Here is a 19,304-nt window from a genome sequence, read left to right as displayed (position 1 = left end):
ATGCCGACTGGCGGGAGCCAGATTCTGGCGTCGGTGGCCGACGGCTTCGCCGCCCTGCCGTCGTTCGATCAGATCAATCTCGGCGCCACGTATATCCAGGCGTCGGTGCTGATCGGCTTCGCGATCACGGTGGTGGGCGTCTTTCGCGTCAGTCGTCGCCCGGCCATGGAGGCCCTGGCGAGCTACTGGACCTGCCTCGGCGTTGGCGCGGTCATCAACATCCTGTCATCGAGCGCCGGCGCCCTCTGGCACAACCGCGCCCTGTCGCTCGCACTCACGACCCTGGTGGTGGCCCTGCATGGGGCGTCGGTGCCGCTGCTCCGTTCGGCGGTCCAGCGACTGGCGGGGGCGGAGAGTGGATTGTCGGGACGCCCCTGCGTGCGGTGGGGGCTGATCACGTTGCTCCTGCACGGCGGCGGCATTGCGCTCGCCGCCACGCTGGTCCCCGATCGGCGTATTGTGGTGGTGATCATCAGTCGTGGCATCGATCTGGTGATGCTGCTCCTGCCGGCGATCTCGGCGTGGCGCGCGCTCGCCCCCGACAACGCGTTCGCCCGGGCCGCCCGCGCGGTGGCACTCGGAACGACGATGTTCGCCGCGCGCGGCGTGCTCGACTTTCTGCTCGGCCTGCGTGTCGGACAACCCGATCTGCCGGCGATCATCGTGCTGGCCATCATCCTCGTGAGCGTGCTGCTCGTGCTGCTCGCCGGCGTCTTTACGCTGCTCGCGATGGCCTCCGAAGACGCGGTCCGCTTGCAGGCGCAGGCCGACCAGCTGCGCGAGAGCCAGTTGCAGCTCGAGCGCGCGCAGCGGCTCGAGAGTATTGGCCGCCTGGCGAGCGGAGTGGCCCACGACTTTGCGAATGTGCTGCAGGCGGTGCAGCTCAGCGCCGACAGCCTCGCGCTCCGCTATCCTGGCGCGGCTCCCGAAGAGCTCACCGAAGTGCGCGAATCGGCCGCGCGCGGACGCGCGCTGGCGCGTCAGCTGCTCGTGCTGGGCCGCCCACCCGAAGACGCCGCACGCTGCTTCGACGCGGCGGTGCACCTCCGCGACCTGCTGCCACTGCTGCATCGCGTCGCCGAGAACCGCCCGGTCCAGCTCTCGGCGGTCGCCGGGAGTACATCGGTGCTGATGGACCCGTCGCACTTTGACCAGGTGGTCATCAACCTCGTGGTCAACGCGGCGCATGCGTCGCCAGTCGATGCGCCGATCGATCTCGAGCTGACGCACGTGATGCGCCCGCGTGGCCACTGCATGCAGCTCGCGGTCCGCGATCACGGCACCGGCATCCCGGCCGATGTCCTCCCGCACATCTTCGAGCCGTTCTATACCACCAAGTCGCGTGAGACCGGGACCGGCCTGGGACTCTCGACGGTGTGGTCGATCGTGCAGCAGGGGGGCGGTGAAGTGGACGTCCAGACCACCCCGCAGCGCGGTACCGTGTTCTTCATCATTCTGCCGATCGCCGAGCCCTCGTGATGCGCCTGTCCGCACGACTCCTCATGGCCGCGTTGCTCGTCGGCTGCGCCACCGGCACGCCAGCGGCACGCCCCACCGAAGGCTTCATTCAGGTCGAAGGCGGCAAGGTGTGGTATCACATCGAAGGGGCCGATAAACCCGGCACCCCGCTGCTGCTCCTCCACGGCGGCCCCGGAAGCACCAGCTTTGGCCTCAAGCCGTTGGAGGCGCTCGCCAGCGATCGCCCCGTCATCCGCTACGACCAGCTCGGCTGCGGGAAGTCCGATCATCCCACGGACACGACGCTGTTCACGGTGGCGCGTTTTGTTCGTGAACTGCAAACGGTGCGCGATTCACTCGGGCTCGCCGAAGTGGACCTCATGGGCCACTCCTGGGGCGCCATGCTCGCCGAAGCCTACATGGGCACCAACCCCAAGGGCGTCCGCAGGCTGATCCTGTCGAGCCCCCTCGTGACCACGGCCCAGTGGACCCACGACGCCGACTCGCTGATCAAGCTGCTCCCCGACTCCGTCCAGCAGGTCATCGCGAAGGAAGAAGCCGCCAAGACCACCGACTCGCCCGCGTACAGCGCCGCGATGGACGTCTACTACGCCAGGCACGTGCGCCGCGCCCCCCGCGCCAATCCCGCCGACGGCGACAGCAGCAGCAAGATGAGCGGCAAGCTGGTCTACAATTACATGTGGGGCCCGAGCGAGTTCACCAGCACCGGCACGCTCAAGACCTTCGACGCGACGCCCTGGCTCAAGGGCATCACGATCCCCACGCTCTTCCTGGCCGGCGAGTTCGACGAAGCTACGCCCGCGAGCACCGAGCACTTCAGCACCCTGGTCCCCGGCGCCCGCTTCGTCATGATCCCCAACGCCGGCCACGCCACCGCGAACGACAATCTCCCCGCGCTATTAGAAGCCGTACGAACGTTCCTGAAGTAACCGCCCCCCCCGCAGTCCAGCTCCCGCAGTCCAGCTTCCGCCGTACAGGCTTCCGCCGTACGCAGTGCTACAGCTGTCCCAGCCACGACAACTTCACAATCAACGACCGCGACAACGGCCCCACCCCGCCGTCCACCGCCCGCCGGTCGTTGTACACCACGTAGAGATACGACAGCGGCCGGTACTCCCAGCTGAACCGCGCGTTCAGGGACCCGCGCTGAATGGTGGTGTTGTACTGGTAGAAGGCGCTCCACTGCACGCGCGGATTGAGAAACACGCGCATCTCCGGCCCTGCCAGATGCGTCACGAACGACGAGTCGCGCGTCCCGAGCGAACGCAGGCGATTGACTTCGTACGATCCGCGCAAACTCACGTACGGCGACGGGCTCCACCGCGTCGTCAACTCGGCGCGATCGAGCGACCCATCGAAGAAAGTGCCGCTGGAGAACGTCGCCGTGGCGGCGACGCGCGCGCTCTGGTCGCTCTTGAGCGTCACACCACCGCGCGCATACGTGTACGTGCCCGGGTTGATCCGCACGTTCGGAAAGAGCGTCACCGCCGTGAGCGGTCGCTGCACGTTGTACTCCGCCGTCGGCGAAATCGTGGCGCCATTGCGGAAGAGCACCTCGCCCGTGTAGCTGATGTTCGATTCCTGCAACGTGAAGTGTCGCGGATCCTGGTAGGCAATCATGTTGGGGCCGTGCCGTAGCCAGACGATCTGCTTGGGCAAGCCGAGCGGCTGATGCGTCCACGTGATGAACGGATTCGTCATCATCACGTCCGGGCGACTCACGAACCCCATCTGCGGGTTGTAGTCCCGCGTGACCAGCGCGCCCAGCACGCCCGCCAGGAGCTGCGGTGTGTTGCGGGTGATCTGATAGGTGCCGGCCATCCCCGTCTTGTCGCCAATCGTGCTCGTGCTGAGCATGCCCGTGAACTGGACGGTCTCGCCGATGCGTCCCAGCCCGTCGATCGCGAGCATCAGGTTCTGCCGATCCTGCCGGGTGCCGTTCGCGAGGAGGACGTCGCCGTCATGCATGGCCATCGTGGCGCCCAAGCGCGTGGAGCGCCCGAGGAACTGGCTGCCGCGCGCCACCGCGAAGGTTTCGCCGCTCGCCGACCCGATCGCGCTCGTGCGCATCGCCAGCGCGCCCGCCGTGGTTCGCCCGCTGCGGTACGCGTAGCGCAGCCCGGCGTCGATCGGTTGCGGCGTCCCGTCGTCGGCCAGGCCGATGCGCCGCGTGAAAAACGGCTGGACGAAGTACTTGCCGCTCACACCGCCGATCCCGCCGATGTTGCCGGCGCCGAGCCCGCCCGCATTCAGCAGGTCGGCATTGTCGAGAAAGAACTGGCGCCGTTCCGGCAGGAAGACGCTGAACCGCGTCAGGTTGACGACCTGGCGATCGACATCGGCCTGGGCGAAGTCCGTATTGATCGTCGCTTCGAGCGAGGTGTTCGCCGTGGGCGACCAGATGATCTCGCCGCCGACATCGCCCGTACTGCCATTGAAGGCCCGGGGGGCGCGGTCCGTGACGTTGGTGCCCAACGCGTACGGACGAAGGCGCAGGTTCGTGCGCGGTGGCGGAGGCTGCAGCGAATCCAGCGCGCCGGCGTAGGTCAGTCGCCAGCTCGAGAACTGGCGTGGGACCGGAGACCAGCTGCTCCACTGCGCTGCGCGGCGTGTATTGCGCAGGAAGTTGACGTCCCAACTGGAGAGCCCCGGCGCGTAGCGCAGACTGCGCCACGGAATGGCCATTTCCACGGTGTAGCCGCTGTCGCTGCGCGTGGTGCGCACGCGCCAGAGGGCATCGAAGTTGAAATTGAAAACGTCGCCACCGTCGAATGCCTGGACATCCGCCTGCGAGCCAAGGGGCGTCGCAAAGAACTGCACGGCCGTCCGATGGTCACCGAGGGGGCCCATGGTGACCGACCAGGAATCGTTCTCGGGCGGCTCGAAGTCGCGGCGCAGGTCCGGCATGCGGAGTCGCTCCCGCAGCCCCACACTGTCGGGGTTGAAGGCGCCAAAGTAGAGATTATCGCCATCGAAGAGCACCCGGACGCGACTCTGATAGGCGGCCACCGGGCGGTAATTCGGCCGCATCTGGGCGAAGTCCATCGCTTCCGGAGCGCGCTGCCAGTCCGGCTCATCCAGCTTGCCGTCGAGTGTGATCTTCCCCGTGGCGCGCCGCGCCACGATGTGGCGGCGCGTCTCCTCGGTGGGCATCGGAACGCCCGGGGTGACCTGGGCGGGCAGCGGGGCAATAGCGGCGAACGACAGCAGCGACAGGGCCAGAACCGGCCCCGTGGACAGACGGGAGCGCATGCGCAGACGGGCAGGGGAGGGCCGCCCGATGGACTATGCGGAGCGGTCGCGCCTAGTTTGCCGCGATTTCTCGGGTTTGGTAAGGCATGTGCGGCGGTCAACCCTCACTTGGGGCGAGATCGGCCCGACGGAAATGCCAATGGAGGAAGAGGAACCACACCAGCTGCGCCACGGCCCCGACGGCGGCCAGCGCACCCAGTGCGGCACTCACCTCACCCGCGGATTCGCGCCAGACCAATCGCGAGAGCCCCTCGACGCCCAGTAGGTAGACGAGCATACCCATCGCGAGATGCAGGAGCATGCGCTGGCTGTTGCGAGCCGGTGCGGCCACGTCACCCGAGTGAATCGGGGCACTGAGCGACTTCCACTGCGGAACCGGCCAGAGCGCGACGGCGGCCCCGAGCTGCACCACGATGGGCACCGCACGCGCGCCCATCGCGAAATCGGACGGGATCCACGCCGTCGGCACCAGTGACGCGAGCGCCGCGCCAAGGAGCGCCGCAATCGCGTAGAGCCACAGGTCCTGCAGTTGGACCAGATACTGAATACGCGCGCGATCACGACGCCCAAGCGGATAGAGCAGGGGGCGCCCCGTGGCGAGCATCGGCGGCACCGATGCCCCGAGCAACCCGGGACTGGCGTGCCCGACGAAGACAAAGGCACCGAGAATTACGCCGAGCCCCAGCACCCGCCACAGAAACGTCCGCCAGGAATCCATGCGCTCCGCGTTGAGGTAGGAGAGCCACTGCATCGTGGAGGCTGGACGGGTGACCGGGGCATCGACCGCGCGCTCCTCGGCCCCAACCCGCCAGGACGCCAGAAAGGCGAACACGTCGAAGGCGCGCTGCGAGCGGAGGCGGGTGATCTCACGGACCCGCGGTGACCAGCTGGACACCACCCCAACGATGGCGAGACCAACGGAGAGGACGGCACCGGGCCAGCCGACGACATCAACGACCCGGACATACCAGCGTGGAACCATCATCAGCATGATCAGCAGCACCACCGGACTCGCCTCAACGAATCGCGGCGCGCGTGACAGGAGTCGCCCCCACGAGGAGATCGCAAACCAGAACGGTGTCCACGCCAGGGCAAGCCAGAGGCTGGAGACAGGGGCCCACGTGTGCGCCCATGCCCAGCCGACCAGCGGCATGATCGCCATCAGCAGCAGCATCCCGGATCGCATGCTCTCCCGGAAGCGGGGGGTCAGCGCCAGGCGTGGCGACAGATCGACCTCGGCCGCGGCCAACATGGACATCATGCCGATCGACAGACTCACCAGCGCCGACCCGTGAAGGACGAGCTGATGTGCGACCCGCGCGAGCACGCCGTCCTCGAAAACGGCGCCCGGATGTCCGGAGAAGGCCAACGCGAATCCGACGTCGCCGAGATGCAGCGAGGCGACCGCGAGCGCCATCACGACGACCCACGCGGCGAACGCGATGGACGGTCTCGCAAACAGGGCAAAGAATGGCCTCACCAGAACAAGCCCCCGCATGCGGCGCACGGTCACCCGACCTCCACCGTCGCCCGCGCCCGCGGCCCGCGCGCACTCGTCACCACCGGAAACAACCCCTCCAGATTGAGCGACTGCTCCACCAGCTCCACATCGTACAGCGCGGCGAACTGGGCGGCGCTCGACGCGTCACGCTCCACCACGAGCGTCGCCTGATGCGCATCACCCGCGGCCGAGACGATGAACGGCGCGTCCCATGTGCTCGGGAGTGGCTGGCCGCGCGCGGCCACCTTCCACGCCACGTACCGCTCCTTGAGCGTGTCCAACTCGGCATCGCACGTCACCCGACCGGCGTCGAGCGCGACGACGTGGGTGATCACGGGCTCGATGTCATGCAGCAGATGCGAACTCACCACAATGGTGGGCTGCTCGGCGGCATACACCTCAAGGAGGATCGTGAGCACCTCCTGTCGCGCGCTCGGATCGAGATCCGACAGCGGCTCATCGAGCAACAGCAGCTCCGGATGATGGCCGAGGGCGAGCACCAACGAGAGCTGCTGCAGCCGCCCGGGCGACAGGCCGCCGACGCGCGCGTCCACATCGAGCCGCAGTCGCGCGATCAGGGCGCCCACCAGCTCGCGATCCCATCGCTCGTAGAAGCCACCGACATACCGGATCAGCCGCCCTACGCTCATCCACGCCACCAGCCGGCTGTGCTGCCACATCGCGCCAATGCGCGACAGTTCAGCCGCCCCGAGCGAGCCGCTCGGCACACCGAATGTGCGGCAGGTCCCCGACGTGGGCAGCAGCAGCCCGCTGAGATGATTGAGCAGCGTGGTCTTGCCGCTACCGTTCTTCCCCACGAGACCGATCACCACGCCGCGCGGAATGCGGAGCGAGACGGCATCAAGCGCCAGCGTGCTCCCGAAGCGTCGGGTCACCTGCGCGAGCTCCGCGATGATGGACACGGGTTCCCTCGTCATTTCCCCTCCTCCACCTGGTCGGCCATCAGTTGCCGGAACAGCTGCACCGCCTTGGTCGTGCTCACGCCGAGCTGCTGCGCCGCCCGGGCGGCCGGCTCGAGAGCAGCGCGCAGCTCGGCCTCACGCGCGGCCTCGCGCGAGGCCGCACTGCGCGCCCGCACGGTGAGTGGCAGCCCTGGGCGATGCTCAAGGGCCCCCTCGGCCTCCAGCAGCCCATACGCCTTGCTCACCGTCATCGGATTGATCCCCAGCGTCTGCGCCAGGTGCCGGGTTGAGGGCAGCTCGCTCCCCGCCGCCAGCCGCCCGGAGGCGATCTGGAGGCGCACCTGCTCCACGATCTGTCGATACGTGGGCACGCCGCTGTGAAGGTCGAGAACGATGAGCATCTGGTGTATTAAGGCGATAATACGGTTCGAGTGTACGGCGCGGTGGTGTATTAGTCAAGTAATACGGCAGCGCCGGCCGCGCCGGCTACGTCACGTGGCGTATGGGCGAGCCGGCTGGCCGGCGGTACCGTCTGGTCATGTGCCTGACTCCGCGCGCCATTCCCGCCCTGCTGACGGGCCTCGGCCTCCTCGCGCTCTCCGTCTCCGGCGCCGCGGCTCAGCCGGTCCCCGCGACGGCCCTCCTCCGGCGGCCGCTCGACCGGGACTCCGTGATCCAGGGCATTCCCTGCGCACGCACGCACGACGCCCCCATCGAGCTCTACAAGGCCAGCGGGCGACTCGCCGGCTGCGCCCTGTCGACGGACTTCACGGAGGCCGGCCATCGCTTCGCCAACGGCACCTGGCTCGATCGCAGCGAGCAGGGCGTCCTGTGGGGGGCGTGGCTGGCGCAGGATACGCCGCTTGCCGGGCACACCTGCCGTGGCGAAGGCTACAAAGCCTGGAGCACCCGCTTTGCCCCCTCCGGCGCGCTGACCTCCTGCTACCTCGCGAAGGACACCGTCATCGACGGCGTCCCCTGCATGGCCGGCTCCTTCTGGCGCGAAGTGCGCGGCGGCAGCCGCACCACGCTGTACGTGTTTGGCAATGGCCGGCTCAAGCGCTGCCAACTGTCGCGCGCGGCGATCGTCGACGGGCGTCGGCTCGACAAATGGGCGGTGATCGCACGGGACAGCGCGCCAGGGCCATGATCGTGGGGCGGGAAAACACCGACACGGTGGGGGGAATTCGCCGATCCCCCGGTTCGCCAGCCGAGGGCATCCTGTCGATGACCGGCGCACCATGCGCCACTACTTGGGGGATGCATGTCGCTGGCCAGCCAGTTTGAGCACGAAGTCCGCGCCCAGTTTGCGCGGCAACCGCTTCCCGGTCGCGCGATCGTGCGCGAAGGCGACCTGGCCCACCTGCCGAACCTCGTGGCCACCTATCTCCGTCGAACGGGCGTCATCGGCGCGCCGGTCATCCACAACTTCCGCGTCACCTTCGACGCCACCATGTACCGCACGCCTGAGCAACCGCTGGCGAGCGAGGCGGTGCAGTATGAGTTCGTCGACGATCCGTCGCGCTACTTCTTCTTGCGGACGCGCATGCTCGGCCTGCCCGTGCGCGTGCTCCACGAGTACGACACCGGCGCCGCGCACATGCAGGTCCGCGTCGCCGGCCTCGTCAACCTCGTCAACGAGCGTAGCCTCGCCCTCTCCCGCGCGGAGACGGTCACGATCCTGAACGACCTCTGCATCATGGCACCGTCGGCGCTCATCGATTCACGCTTCGCCTTCACCCCGCGCAGCGCGCGTGAAGTGGACGTGCGCTTCACGCACGGCGCGCATAGCGTGACGGCCACGCTGGTCTTTGACGCCGAGGGCGATCTGGTGGATTTCCGTTCCGACGACCGCCACGCCCTCCCCGATGACGGCGACCGCTGGACCACGCCCCTGCGCGCCTATCAGTTCTTCGACGGCCGGCGCATCGCCAGCGAGGGCGACGCCCTCTGGCACTTCGCCTCCGGCCGCGTCTTCAAGTACGGCACCTTTCGTATTCACGACATCCGCTGGAACATCACCAGCTTCTGACCATCAGCGGTCCGCAACGAAAACGCGGGGAGATTCCAAGGAATCCCCCCGCATTTCGTATACGCATCACGTATACGCCCCACGTATACGCCCCACGTATACGCCCCACGTATACGCTTTTTTCGTTTGTCTGCCGCCCCTCAGTCCCCAATCACCACCACATCAGCCGCCGGCGCCTTCGTGCCATAGGCCACCGACGTCGGCGGATGATCCGCGCCCAGGCGCGTGGCAATGGCGTACCCACCGAACGACAGGAAGACGGTAGCGATCACGAGCACCGCGCGATGAATGACCTGCATCGCATGCGCCTCATGCGCCTCATCACAAAGTTCGTTCCACATATACGGTCAGGATGTTGGGGAGTGACTGCGGGATATCGGACAACGCGATCGGACATCGCTGAGGAATATCGGCAGCAGTCACCAAAAACAGGGAGTGTCCCGATCGGTTTTTCTCACTTGACGAAAAAGCGCCCGCGGGACGGGCGCCGTTCGTCACACGCCGGGCGCGTTTGGTCTCACGGCTGGTCCGTCCAGCCGTCCAGTTCCGCCTGCGTGAAGCCGGTGGTTCGCGCGGGGAACCGCGCCCGGACCCGCGCCACGTCGGCGGCGGTGACCACACTGGCGTGGTTTCCCCAGCTCGTCCGCACGTGCGTGATCGCCGCCGCCACCTCGTCGTCGCTCATCCTGGCGCCGCTGCCGTAGGGGAGCATGGCGGTGTAGTAGGTGACGTCGACGTCCCTCACCGGGCCCTGCACGCCGAAGAGTACGATGGCCACCGCGCGGTCCACCGATCCCGTCGCCCACGGCGAACCGACGAGCGAGCGATACGCCGGCACCATCCCCAGGCCGGTCTCGAGGTGGCAATTGGCGCAGACGCGCTGATAGCTCTGCGCGCCCGGCGAGACCGAGGCCTTCGCGGCGCCGCCACCCTGCGTGGTGTCCTTGCTGCCCGCACAGGCGGTGAGCAGACAGGCTCCCGCCAGCAGTCTCCGACCGGGTCGCATCCTGCCGTCCATCAGGGCGGAGCGAGGAACCCGTCCTGCGCCGTGCGTCCGCCACCACGGCCCGGGACATACGTGCCATCGGGGGCGAGCTGCCACGCCGACGGATCGTGCAGGTACTGCGCCAGGATCGCATCGAGCTGCTGCTGATGCGCCCGATCGGGCACCGGGACCAGCAACTCCACCCGACGCCGCAGATTGCGCGGGCGCAGGTCGCTCGACCCGATGAGGAACTCCGGCGTACCGCCATTCTCGAAGCGGTAGATGCGCGAGTGCTCGAGAAAGCGCCCCACCACACTCGCCACCGAGATGTTCGTGGAATAGGGCGCCACGCCCGGGCGCAGAATGCAGATCCCGCGCACGAGCAGCTGCACCCTCACCCCCGCTTTCGACGCGCGATAGAGCGCGCGGACCATCTCTTGATCGGCGAGCGCGTTCATCTTGAACGTCAGCCCCGCCGGTCGGCCCGCTTCGGCATGCGCGATTTCGCGCGCGATGCGCGCCAGCAGCGCAGGCCGCAGCTGATGCGGGGCACACAACGCGTCGTTGGGGAGCGCGTCCGGCGCATGGGGCGCCGTGCCGTCTTCCGCCGCGAGGGCCCGGAAGAGCGTCGCAATGTCCTCGCCCAGTGCCGGCCGTGCACTGAAGAGCGAGAGATCGGTGTACTGCCGGCCACTCCGCACGTTGTAGTTGCCCGAGCCCACATGCACGTAGCGACGGAGCGTATCCCCTTCGCGTCGCACCACCAGCGCCGCCTTGGCGTGCACCTTGAGCCCGGGCAACCCATACACGACCTGACCACCCGCGCGTTCGATCGCCCGGGCCCAGCGCACATTGTGCTCCTCGTCAAATCGCGCTTGCAGTTCCACGAGGGCAAAGACGCGCTTTCCCGCCTGCGCAGCCAGCAGGAGAGCCCCGGCGACCGGTGAGGGATTCCCCACGCGATAGAGCGTGGAGGCCATCGTCGTCACCTGCGGATCGGCCGCCGCCTCCTCGAAGAAGCGCACGACGGTGTCATCGAAGCTCTCGAAGGGATGATGGACCAGCACATCGCCATCCCGGATGGTGTCGAAGAGGCTCGTGGCCGGCAGCGGCGTCCGCGGCACGAGCGGCGGATAGGTCAGCGTCGCATCATCGGCGGGTAGCGGCAGCTGCGTGAGACAGCGCAGGTCGAGCAGGCCATCCACCACCTGCACACTCGTCACGGTGAGGGCCATGTCGCGCCCGATGGCCTCGCGGTGCAGGCTCTCCAGCAACAGCGCACTCACCGCGCTCGGCATGCTCGTATCCACCTCGACACGCACGGCCGGATTCATCGGGCGAAGCGCCGTCGCCCGATCCACCGCATCGAGCAGGTCCTCCCCGTCATGCTCGGTCAAATGCAGATCGCCGCCGCGCGTGACGCGAAACAGATGCGCACTCTCCACGATCACATCGGGGTACAGCGCGGGGACGTTGGCCCGAAGCACATCCTCGAGCGCAATGACATGCCCCGCATGCCCCGGGACCGGCAACAGCCGCGGGATATCGCGCGGCAGCTCATGCTCGGCCACCCGCAAGCGCTCGCCGGGCGCATCGCGATACACCACCGCGACAAACAGCCCCAGATGCGCCAGATGCGGCACCGGATGCCCGGGGCTCAGCGTGACCGCATGCGAGTGCAGGGTGGGCTGGATGTCGCGCAGGTAGACGTGGCGCAGCGCTTCGCGCTCCGTGGCGCTCAGCGCTTCCCAGCTCAGCAGCCCCACGCCACGGGTCTCAGCCTCGAAGAGACAGGCGGCCGCATGGCGGCTCATGGTGGCCATGATCTCGGCCACTTCGGCCTCGACCCGCTCGAGGGTGCGCGTGGCGGTGCCCGTCGCTCCCGTCCGCATGACCTCCTCGACGGCGGCGCGGCGCAGCTCCGCCATGCGCACCATGTACAGCTCGTCGAGGTTGCTGGTGACGATCCCCAGGAAGCGCAGCCGCTCAAGCAGCGGCACCGCCGGATCGCCCGCAAGCGCCAGCACCCGGTGCTGAAAGGCCAGCAGGCTCAGCTCCGGGTCCAGCAGATCGGCGTCCGTATCGGACAAGAGGGGGGCGGGTGACATCGCCCCCCAACTTACCGTGTCGGCACAGGTCGAGCGACCACCGCGCCGTCAGCCAACGCGTCTACCGCTGCGACACCGCCATCACCGTCGCGCCCGAGATCTGCCGATCGAGGACCGCCAGCGTGGCCGCCGCCGTCTTGGGCACCGCCTTCGTGCTTTCGATCTCGGTGGCCAGCGTCCGCACATCCGTCAGCAGCGTCGCGACCTCTGGCAGCGGTGACCGGCCATCCAGCGTGATCGTGCGCTCATAGTGGAAGGCCCCCTGGCGGATGTCTCGCGCGATCACCGGGCAGTCATTCGCCTTCGGATGCGCGATCGCGCCGACCGCCATCTGCACGTAGTGCTGCGCCAGCAACCGGTCCACGCGCACGAGTTCCTGGTCGAACGCCTTCACGCTCATCGTGCGCCCCTCGCGCAACCCGAGCGCCAGCTTCTCAATCGCCCCCTCGGCGTTCAGGAGCTGCATCCCCGTCGTCTCATCCCGACTGCGCCCCACCTGCTGCCGGATGTACAACGTCGCGCGGAGCAGGGTATTCGCCGCCGGGCGAAGCTGTCCGGCCGCAAACTGTTCATGGGCCGCTTTGAAATCCGCCGTCGGCTCGTCCTGCGCCGCCAGCGCGGTGGGCGTCACTACGCACGCGGTCGCCAATGCGACCATCGCCTGCATCCGAGCACGGGTCCCCCACATCGGCCGCCTCCTTGAGCGGGAAGTGTCCCCACGGTGCACCCGAAACACCGGCCACGCATCAGGGATTCCCGCATGAGACATCGTCGGTCTCACCACTCACCACTCAAGTCCCAAACTCCCACTCGCCTCTCGCCTCTCGCCCGAAACTCACCACACGGGGCGAATAGCGGCGAGCGAGCGGTTGCCAGCGTGAGTGTGAGTCCGAGTCCGAGTCCGAGTCCGAGTCTCCAGGCTCAGCTCCCTGAGAGGCGAGCTGGGGAGGCGAGCGACAGCCGGAGTCGTGCGCTCAGTACCCCCGCACCCGATCAATCGCCCAACGCGGCATCTCCCCCCGCTCCAAGCACTCCAGGCACTCCAGAAACCCCGCCGCCGCCCCCTCCACCGTCGTCAGTCCCGACATGTGCGGCGAGACGATCACGCGTGGATCGCCCCACAGCGGCGAGTCCGTCGGCAGCGGCTCTTCTTCAAACACATCGAGCACCGCCGCGCGCAGCCAACCGCGATCGAGCGCCTCGGGAATCGCGGCTTGCTCCACCACCGTGCCACGCCCGCAGTTGAGCAGGACGGCGCCGCGGCACTGCGCGAGCACCGCGTGGTCGATCAGTCGGTACGTCTCCGGCGTGTTCGGCAGCGACACCACGATCCAATCGGCGGTGGCGACCCGCTCCGGAAGCGCGGACAATGGGTGCACCGACGTGAACGCCGCGCAGTCACTGACCCCCGAACGACTCACACCCGAACAGTGCACCCCCAACGCAGTCAGAGCGGTGGCCATCGTGCGCCCGATATCGCCCGTGCCCACAAACAGCGCGCGCGTGCCGGCGACGCGCGGAACCTCGTGCTGGTCCCAGACCCGTGCCTGCTGGGCATCCCGCAGGCGAAAGAGATCCTGCTGCAGGGCAAAGATGCGCGTGATCGCCCACTCGGTGATCTGCCCACCGAACAGCTCCGGCGATCGGGTCACGAGGATACCCGGGTCGAGCGGGGCGCCACGCAGCCATCCATCCACACCGGCGCCGGTGCTGTGCACCCAGCGCACGCTGCCGAGCGTGTCCACACCGGGCGGTCGCTTGAAGCCCAGTTAGGCATCGGCGTTCGCGAAGTGCGCGGCGGTGAGCTCCGGAATCGGGGCGCCCACCACCTCCAGCGCCGGGCGGCGCGCCTGGAGGTACGACACCATCCCCGCGTGGAGGTGATGCCCCACCACCACGCGGGTGACATGGAACGGCAACGGAAATGACATCAGGGGCGCTTGGCGTCGAAGGTGGTCGTCTTCTTCACGTTCTGCTGCAACGCGTCCTCGTTGGCCCAGCTGTGCGGGCCAAAGGGCACCCCCTTGGGCCACAGCTCGTCGAGCGACATCGCGTCGTACAGCACACCGCCCTTCATGACATATCGCGCATCGGCCGTCGCGCGAATGTTCTGCAACGGGTTGCCGTTGAGCACGATCAGGTCGGCGAGCTTGCCCACCTCCAGACTCCCGATGTCGCGATCCGCGCCGAGGAACCGCGCGCCGTGCATCGTCGCGACTTCGAGCGCGCCCAGGTTCCCGAGGGCGCTCGCGCCCATCCACAGCTCCCAGTGCGGCGCGAGACCATGATGCTCGCCGTGGCTCCCCAGTGCGCCTGTGCCGCCTTCGGCAATGATGTCGGCCATCGCCTGCGCAATGAACGGGAAGCTGTAGTCCGTCGTGGGGCGGAGCGTGCGGACGCGCGTATGCGGCACCAGCGAGCGCCACGGGAACCACGCCCGCTGCTTCGCATCCTTCCACACGTCCGACTCCTGGAACCAGTACTCGATGCTCCACGGTCCCGGGCCGGCCACCACGAGCGTCGGCGAGTACGTCGCCCCCGCCTTGCCCAGGAACTTGGCGCCGTCGGCGTACATCGGGACTTCGCTGAACGCGTGCTCCCAGCCGGTCTGGCCGTCCATGATGAACGCCAGATCTTCGAAGAAGAAGCCCCCTTCGGAGGTGAGGTTCACCCCCACGCTGCGTGCCGCCTCGGCCATCCACTGCCGCTGGTCGCGCCGCGGCTGCGCGTACTGCTTCACCGCCGTCGCCCCCCAACTGGCCATCTTGCTCACCATCGCCAGCGCGTCGCGCGGCGTGTTGATCTCATTCGCGCGCGCCGCGTCGCCGGCGGTGATGTTGTCACCCGTGCTGAAGCCGCGCGGGCCCACCACTTCGCCGACCTCGATGAGCTCGGCGGTGGGGAACATGTTCTGGCTCCACATCGACACGTCCATCGTCGTCGTGACGCCGTACGCCAGATAGATCGCCTGTTCGAAATCGTGTCGCGGACGCATGCCGCGCCACTCGCGATAATGATGCGAGTGCATATCCACGAGGCCAGGGATGATCGTCTTGCCACTGGCGTTCACCACTCGATCGGCGCCGGCCGTGCTGCACGACCCCACGCAGGTGATGCGGCCCGCTTTCGACACGATCGTCCCCTTCTCGATCGCCGCCTTCCCGTTCATCGGCAGAATGCGGGCATTCGTGATGGCGATCGTTCCGGTCGGCATCGCACGCGGGGCGCTCACCTTGAGCGCCGTGGTATCCGAGCGCCCGGTGTTCACATGGTGCACGTAGAACGCGGCGCCGCTTGAGTACTCGAGCGTGACGCTGTCGCGCCAGCGCGGAAAGAGGCCGCCGTCACGCGTCAGCGCCGTCACCGGCATCTGCCCGCGCCGCTTCTCCACGCGCAGCGCGTTCCCGCCCACGCCGCCCCACACGAACGGCGTCACGTACACATTGTCGCCTTCCTGAAACGCCACAAAGCGCCCGTCGGGTGAGGGCACGATCTCGTCGGCGTTCGGCAACACCAGATGATCCTGCAGGTCCGCGCCATCGATCGTGACACTGCGCAGCGTCACCGCACCACCACGCCCGCCGCCGGTGGCCGGTCGCTGCTCCGGCCAGAAGACACGGCCCTCGGGCCCCACACTCGGTCGCGGGAGTTGTCGCCGGGCTTCCCCACCCACCGAACTCCCACTCGGCCGGTCAATCGTCGCAATCACGCGCCCGGTGTCACCACCGGCGGCGTTCGCATCGAGCCGCATGACGTCGAACCACGTGTTGTGCGTCATCGTGCGGCCGCGGGCCGTGGCGCCCTCACCACGCGCCACGACCACGAAGCGGCCGTCGGCGCTCCACACCGGATCGGTGTAGTCGCCAGGTTCCTTGCTCACACGCGTTGGCGTGCCGCCGGTGGCAGGGACCTTCCACACATGCCCGCGTGCGGTGTCATCCCACGTGACGAAGCTGATCGTGCGCCCATCGGGGCTCCACGCCGGCGCGAACTCCAGCGGCGAGAAGCCCGCGGCCGTGAGACGACGCGGCGCGCCGGTCGCGCCGTCCTGCACGTACACACGCCCCAGCGCCTGAAACGCGATGCGCCGACCGTCGGGGCTTGTGGACGGCCACCGGTAGAACTTGGCGGTGATCGCGTCGTCGCTGATCCGAAAGCGATTCCGCGCCATCTGCGAGATCGTGCGCTTCACGTTCGCCGAAAAGGGAATCGTGCTCACCGCGCGCGTCGCGATATTCACGCGGCGCAGCTTGCCGCCTTGCGTGATCAGGATCGACTGGCCGTCGCGGGCCCAGACGTAGCGGGGCAGGATCCCCACCGTCTTGGACCCCGAGCCCACCATCGGTTCGATCGGGTCCATCACCATGCGCTCGGCACCGGTGTGCAGATCGCGCAGCCAGAGCGCGGTGCGCGGCCCGTACTGATGCCCCTTGAACTCGAGCAGCCCGTCGGGAATCTGTCGCGCGAAGGCCAGCCACCGGCCGTCGGGCGAGATCTCCGGGGCCGCCCCGCCACCACTCGAGAAGCGGCTCGCGGCCGCATCGCCCGTCTCGCCGTTCGTGATGTCCTGCACCTCGCCATCGCTCATCCGAAAGCGACGGAGCTGCACCGCGCCACCGAGCGGCTCGCGCGGGTCCACGTTCATGTTGACCTGGTAGTACAGGTACTTCCCATCGGCGCTCACGCTCGGCCACGCGGGCGCGAGGTTGCTGCCGGTGCCCGCGGCCACGAGCGGCACGCCAGTCCCACCGTCCTTGTGATACATCCACAAACCGCCAGCCGGCGCCGGCCCCTCGCCGCCGCCGCGCCCGCCTTTGCGCACCACGATGAAGCGCCCATCGGGCGTCCACGCCGGTTCGAAGGCCGTTGCATTCAGGTCGGTGAACACCGGGCGCTGGTTCGTGCCGTCGGCGTTCATGATCCACAGGTTGTACTGCCCGCGGCGATCGCTGATGAACGCGATGGATTTGCCGTCGGGTGAGATCCGCGGCTGAAAGTTGAGCGCGACCCCGCTGCTCTGGGTCAGCGCGGTGGCCTCGCCGCCGGCGGCTGGCATGCGGTAGACATGCCCCAGCAGGTCGAACACGATCCACGTGCCGTCGGGCGACAGGTCCACCGACATCCAGGTGCCTTCGTCGATCGCAAAGCTGATGTCGCGGGTGGTGCCACGCGGTTGGCTCACATCCCAGGCTGCCGCACCGCCACCACCACCGCCACCGGGCTGGGCCTGCAGGGGAGCGGCGAGCAGACACGCCACCAGCGGCGCGCCCAGGGACGCGAGGGACACCAGAGTCAGCCGACGCATCGAACCTCCGGGGATGGGGCCGGCCTTCAGAGGGAAGGTCGGCACCGCGAGACGTTAGCACCTGGCGCCCGCCACCGCCCGAAATCGGGAGTGTCGGGCGCAGGCGGCCCTTGATTCACCCCCGTTCACCCTTTACTTATCGAGGCTCCCGGGGAATTCGTGCACGGTCTGCCGCGCGCGGGACCTCTGGGGGCGTTTCTGTTGGACAGGTGGCCGAGTGGTTGAAGGCACCGGTCTCGAAAACCGATAGTCTGGCGAAGGGTCTGCGTTCCCCGTTCTTGCCTCGGCAGGAGCGGGGTTTTCTTTACTCATTGATTTCTAATGACTTACGGCGAATGGACTAGGTCAAGTTCGGTGCCGAGAAACCTCAGTGGTTGAATAAACATTCCGCCAATTCCGCCGATTCCGAGCGTTTTGCGCAACGCCTGCGCAACTGCAACGGGGGGTCGTTGGGCGTTTGGCGCCGGGGTGGGCTCCGGTACGGTGGCCGCAACTAGCCACCTTGGAGCCTTGATGCAGAGCATTCCGTTCGCCCTCGCCGCCCGCTCGATTCCCCGCCGCCCCCGTCGTGTCGCCCGAGTCTCGGCGTCGGCCGATCCGCAGACCCCGCCCGGTTCCACGGAGCAGCTCGCTTCCCAGTCGACTTCCGTCGACCCCGTCCGCCCGCAGACGGCTGGCTGGACCGTGTTGGGAATCCAGCTCTGGGAGCGCGGCGGCGTCGCGACCGTCGATGATCTGGTGCTCGAGCTCTTTGGCGTCCGGCCCGACGATCCGGACTTTGCCGCTCGGCGGAAGCTGGCCTATGCGCTGCCAGGTCGGTCACCCGTGCGCCTGTGTAAACCCCTGTGGGATCGTCGTGCCTTGGCGCTCGCCATGATGAATGGCACGTCCCCCTCCGCCGATCTGAGCGTGCAGGCGATCGCCGATGAGACGGCAGCGGCTCCGCGCCCGCGCCTCGTGGAGGTCAACTAACATGGGCTGCTATCAGCGGAAGGACGGCGCCTTCTATATCACGTCGGCCCCGCGCAAGGGCGACTGGCCGCGACTTGCGCTCCGGACCGCGGCGTCGGAGCCAGCACGCCTCGAGCAGCTCGACGCGCTGGTGAACGACGAGATGTTGAGGGGTGGACGTCGCGATATCGCCATGGCGCTCAAGCAGCGCGCGTTCTCGCTCGACGAACTGTTTGCGGCGATTGGCGAGGACCTCAAGGCGGTGCATAGGCTCGATCTCCAACAGCTCGGCGTCGCGCACTGGCGGGCGCTACCCGCCCCAGGCGGCGGAACGGTGATCACGTTTGGGGAAGTGCGTGATGCGTTCCTGAGCGCACGCGGGCTGAACCCGGCCAAGGTCACTCGGCGCGGTCGCATTGTGGACGGCACCAAGGATCGCTACGCGCAATCGTTCATCGCGTGGGCGCGCTTTGCCGGTTCCGGCAATGAGGAAGCTGGCCTGCGCACACCCGCGGCATGGTTGTGGGATGCCGACAAACTAGAGGAATTCGCCGGGATCCGTCTCAACGCCGCGCGAAAGCACGATCCGCAGGATCCCTTCCGAGAGATCCGTGTCGTGAAAGCCGCGTCCCTGAATCGCGACCTCACAGCGTTCAGTGCACTGCGCCAGGCGTCAGCCCGTCGTCACCCACTGAACCGCCCCGGGTTTGGAGGAGACTCGGTTAATTGAGTGCCAAGCGCTCCGCAGGAGCCGCTTGGGTGCGGTAG

General features: G+C 67.9%; 17 protein-coding genes and 1 tRNA gene. 7 read left to right on the top strand and 11 right to left on the bottom strand.

Features of this window, described 5'->3' with window-relative positions; genetic code table 11:
- The gene (locus tag K2R93_14930) at positions 1–1,479 is read left to right on the top strand and encodes a hypothetical protein (protein ID MBY0491134.1); all 1,479 of its coding nucleotides are present in this window, start codon (positions 1–3) and stop codon (positions 1,477–1,479) included.
- On the top strand, positions 1,479–2,408 hold the full coding sequence (locus K2R93_14925; protein MBY0491133.1) for a proline iminopeptidase-family hydrolase: 930 nt from the start codon (positions 1,479–1,481) through the stop codon (positions 2,406–2,408). The genes K2R93_14930 and K2R93_14925 overlap by 1 nt, the downstream gene beginning before the upstream one ends.
- A 67-nt stretch (positions 2,409–2,475) precedes the next feature.
- Here the strand turns inward: K2R93_14925 and K2R93_14920 are convergent, their stop codons facing one another.
- From K2R93_14920 to K2R93_14905, 4 genes are all read right to left on the bottom strand, one after another.
- Complete coding sequence (locus tag K2R93_14920; GenBank protein MBY0491132.1) at positions 2,476–4,731, bottom strand: carbohydrate binding family 9 domain-containing protein; 2,256 nt, start codon at positions 4,729–4,731, stop codon at positions 2,476–2,478.
- Positions 4,732–4,828: 97 nt separating this feature from the next.
- Positions 4,829–6,229, bottom strand: coding sequence for a hypothetical protein (locus tag K2R93_14915; GenBank protein ID MBY0491131.1), 1,401 nt, complete (start codon positions 6,227–6,229; stop codon positions 4,829–4,831).
- An 11-nt stretch (positions 6,230–6,240) separates the two neighbouring features.
- A complete protein-coding gene (locus K2R93_14910) occupies positions 6,241–7,170 on the bottom strand; it encodes an ATP-binding cassette domain-containing protein (GenBank protein ID MBY0491130.1) in 930 nt (309 codons plus the stop codon).
- Entirely contained in the window at positions 7,167–7,556 is a 390-nt protein-coding gene (locus K2R93_14905) for a GntR family transcriptional regulator (protein MBY0491129.1), read from the bottom strand. Before K2R93_14905 ends, K2R93_14910 begins: the two co-directional genes overlap by 4 nt.
- A gap of 137 nt (positions 7,557–7,693) precedes the next feature.
- Between K2R93_14905 and K2R93_14900 the strand changes: the two genes are divergently transcribed.
- Positions 7,694–8,305 carry a hypothetical protein gene (locus K2R93_14900; GenBank protein ID MBY0491128.1) on the top strand — a complete coding sequence of 204 codons (612 nt, stop codon included), beginning with the start codon at positions 7,694–7,696 and terminating at the stop codon, positions 8,303–8,305.
- Between the two features lie 114 nt (positions 8,306–8,419).
- Entirely contained in the window at positions 8,420–9,187 is a 768-nt protein-coding gene (locus tag K2R93_14895) for a hypothetical protein (GenBank protein ID MBY0491127.1), read from the top strand.
- A 140-nt stretch (positions 9,188–9,327) separates the two neighbouring features.
- On the opposite strand, the gene K2R93_14890 is transcribed toward K2R93_14895, so the two are convergent.
- The 7 genes from K2R93_14890 to K2R93_14860 all read right to left on the bottom strand — a co-directional run bounded on the left by K2R93_14890 (position 9,328) and on the right by K2R93_14860 (position 17,585).
- Positions 9,328–9,528, bottom strand: a complete 201-nt coding sequence (locus K2R93_14890) for a hypothetical protein (GenBank protein ID MBY0491126.1) — start codon at positions 9,526–9,528, stop codon at positions 9,328–9,330.
- A 176-nt stretch (positions 9,529–9,704) separates the two neighbouring features.
- On the bottom strand, positions 9,705–10,193 hold the full coding sequence (locus tag K2R93_14885; protein MBY0491125.1) for a cytochrome c: 489 nt from the start codon (positions 10,191–10,193) through the stop codon (positions 9,705–9,707).
- Positions 10,194–10,204: 11 nt separating this feature from the next.
- A complete protein-coding gene (gene ppk1 / locus K2R93_14880) occupies positions 10,205–12,280 on the bottom strand; it encodes a polyphosphate kinase 1 (protein ID MBY0491124.1) in 2,076 nt (691 codons plus the stop codon).
- Between the two features lie 61 nt (positions 12,281–12,341).
- Complete coding sequence (locus K2R93_14875; GenBank protein MBY0491123.1) at positions 12,342–12,968, bottom strand: hypothetical protein; 627 nt, start codon at positions 12,966–12,968, stop codon at positions 12,342–12,344.
- Positions 12,969–13,254: 286 nt separating this feature from the next.
- On the bottom strand, positions 13,255–14,025 hold the full coding sequence (locus K2R93_14870) for a D-2-hydroxyacid dehydrogenase (protein ID MBY0491122.1): 771 nt from the start codon (positions 14,023–14,025) through the stop codon (positions 13,255–13,257).
- A 24-nt stretch (positions 14,026–14,049) separates the two neighbouring features.
- Entirely contained in the window at positions 14,050–14,211 is a 162-nt protein-coding gene (locus K2R93_14865) for a hypothetical protein (protein MBY0491121.1), read from the bottom strand.
- On the bottom strand, positions 14,211–17,585 hold the full coding sequence (locus K2R93_14860) for an amidohydrolase family protein (protein ID MBY0491120.1): 3,375 nt from the start codon (positions 17,583–17,585) through the stop codon (positions 14,211–14,213). The genes K2R93_14865 and K2R93_14860 overlap by 1 nt, the downstream gene beginning before the upstream one ends.
- 203 nt (positions 17,586–17,788) lie before the next feature.
- Between K2R93_14860 and K2R93_14855 the strand changes: the two genes are divergently transcribed.
- From K2R93_14855 to K2R93_14845, 3 genes are all read left to right on the top strand, one after another.
- Positions 17,789–17,864: transfer RNA gene (locus K2R93_14855), tRNA-Ser, on the top strand.
- A 234-nt stretch (positions 17,865–18,098) separates the two neighbouring features.
- On the top strand, positions 18,099–18,557 hold the full coding sequence (locus K2R93_14850) for a hypothetical protein (protein ID MBY0491119.1): 459 nt from the start codon (positions 18,099–18,101) through the stop codon (positions 18,555–18,557).
- 1 nt (position 18,558) lies between these two features.
- Positions 18,559–19,266, top strand: a complete 708-nt coding sequence (locus K2R93_14845; GenBank protein MBY0491118.1) for a hypothetical protein — start codon at positions 18,559–18,561, stop codon at positions 19,264–19,266.
- The last annotated feature ends 38 nt before the right edge of the window (positions 19,267–19,304 follow it).

Source organism: Gemmatimonadaceae bacterium (assembly GCA_019752115.1).
Classification (GTDB): Bacteria; Gemmatimonadota; Gemmatimonadetes; order Gemmatimonadales; family Gemmatimonadaceae; genus Gemmatimonas.
This window is presented reverse-complemented; position numbering and strand designations above follow the sequence as displayed.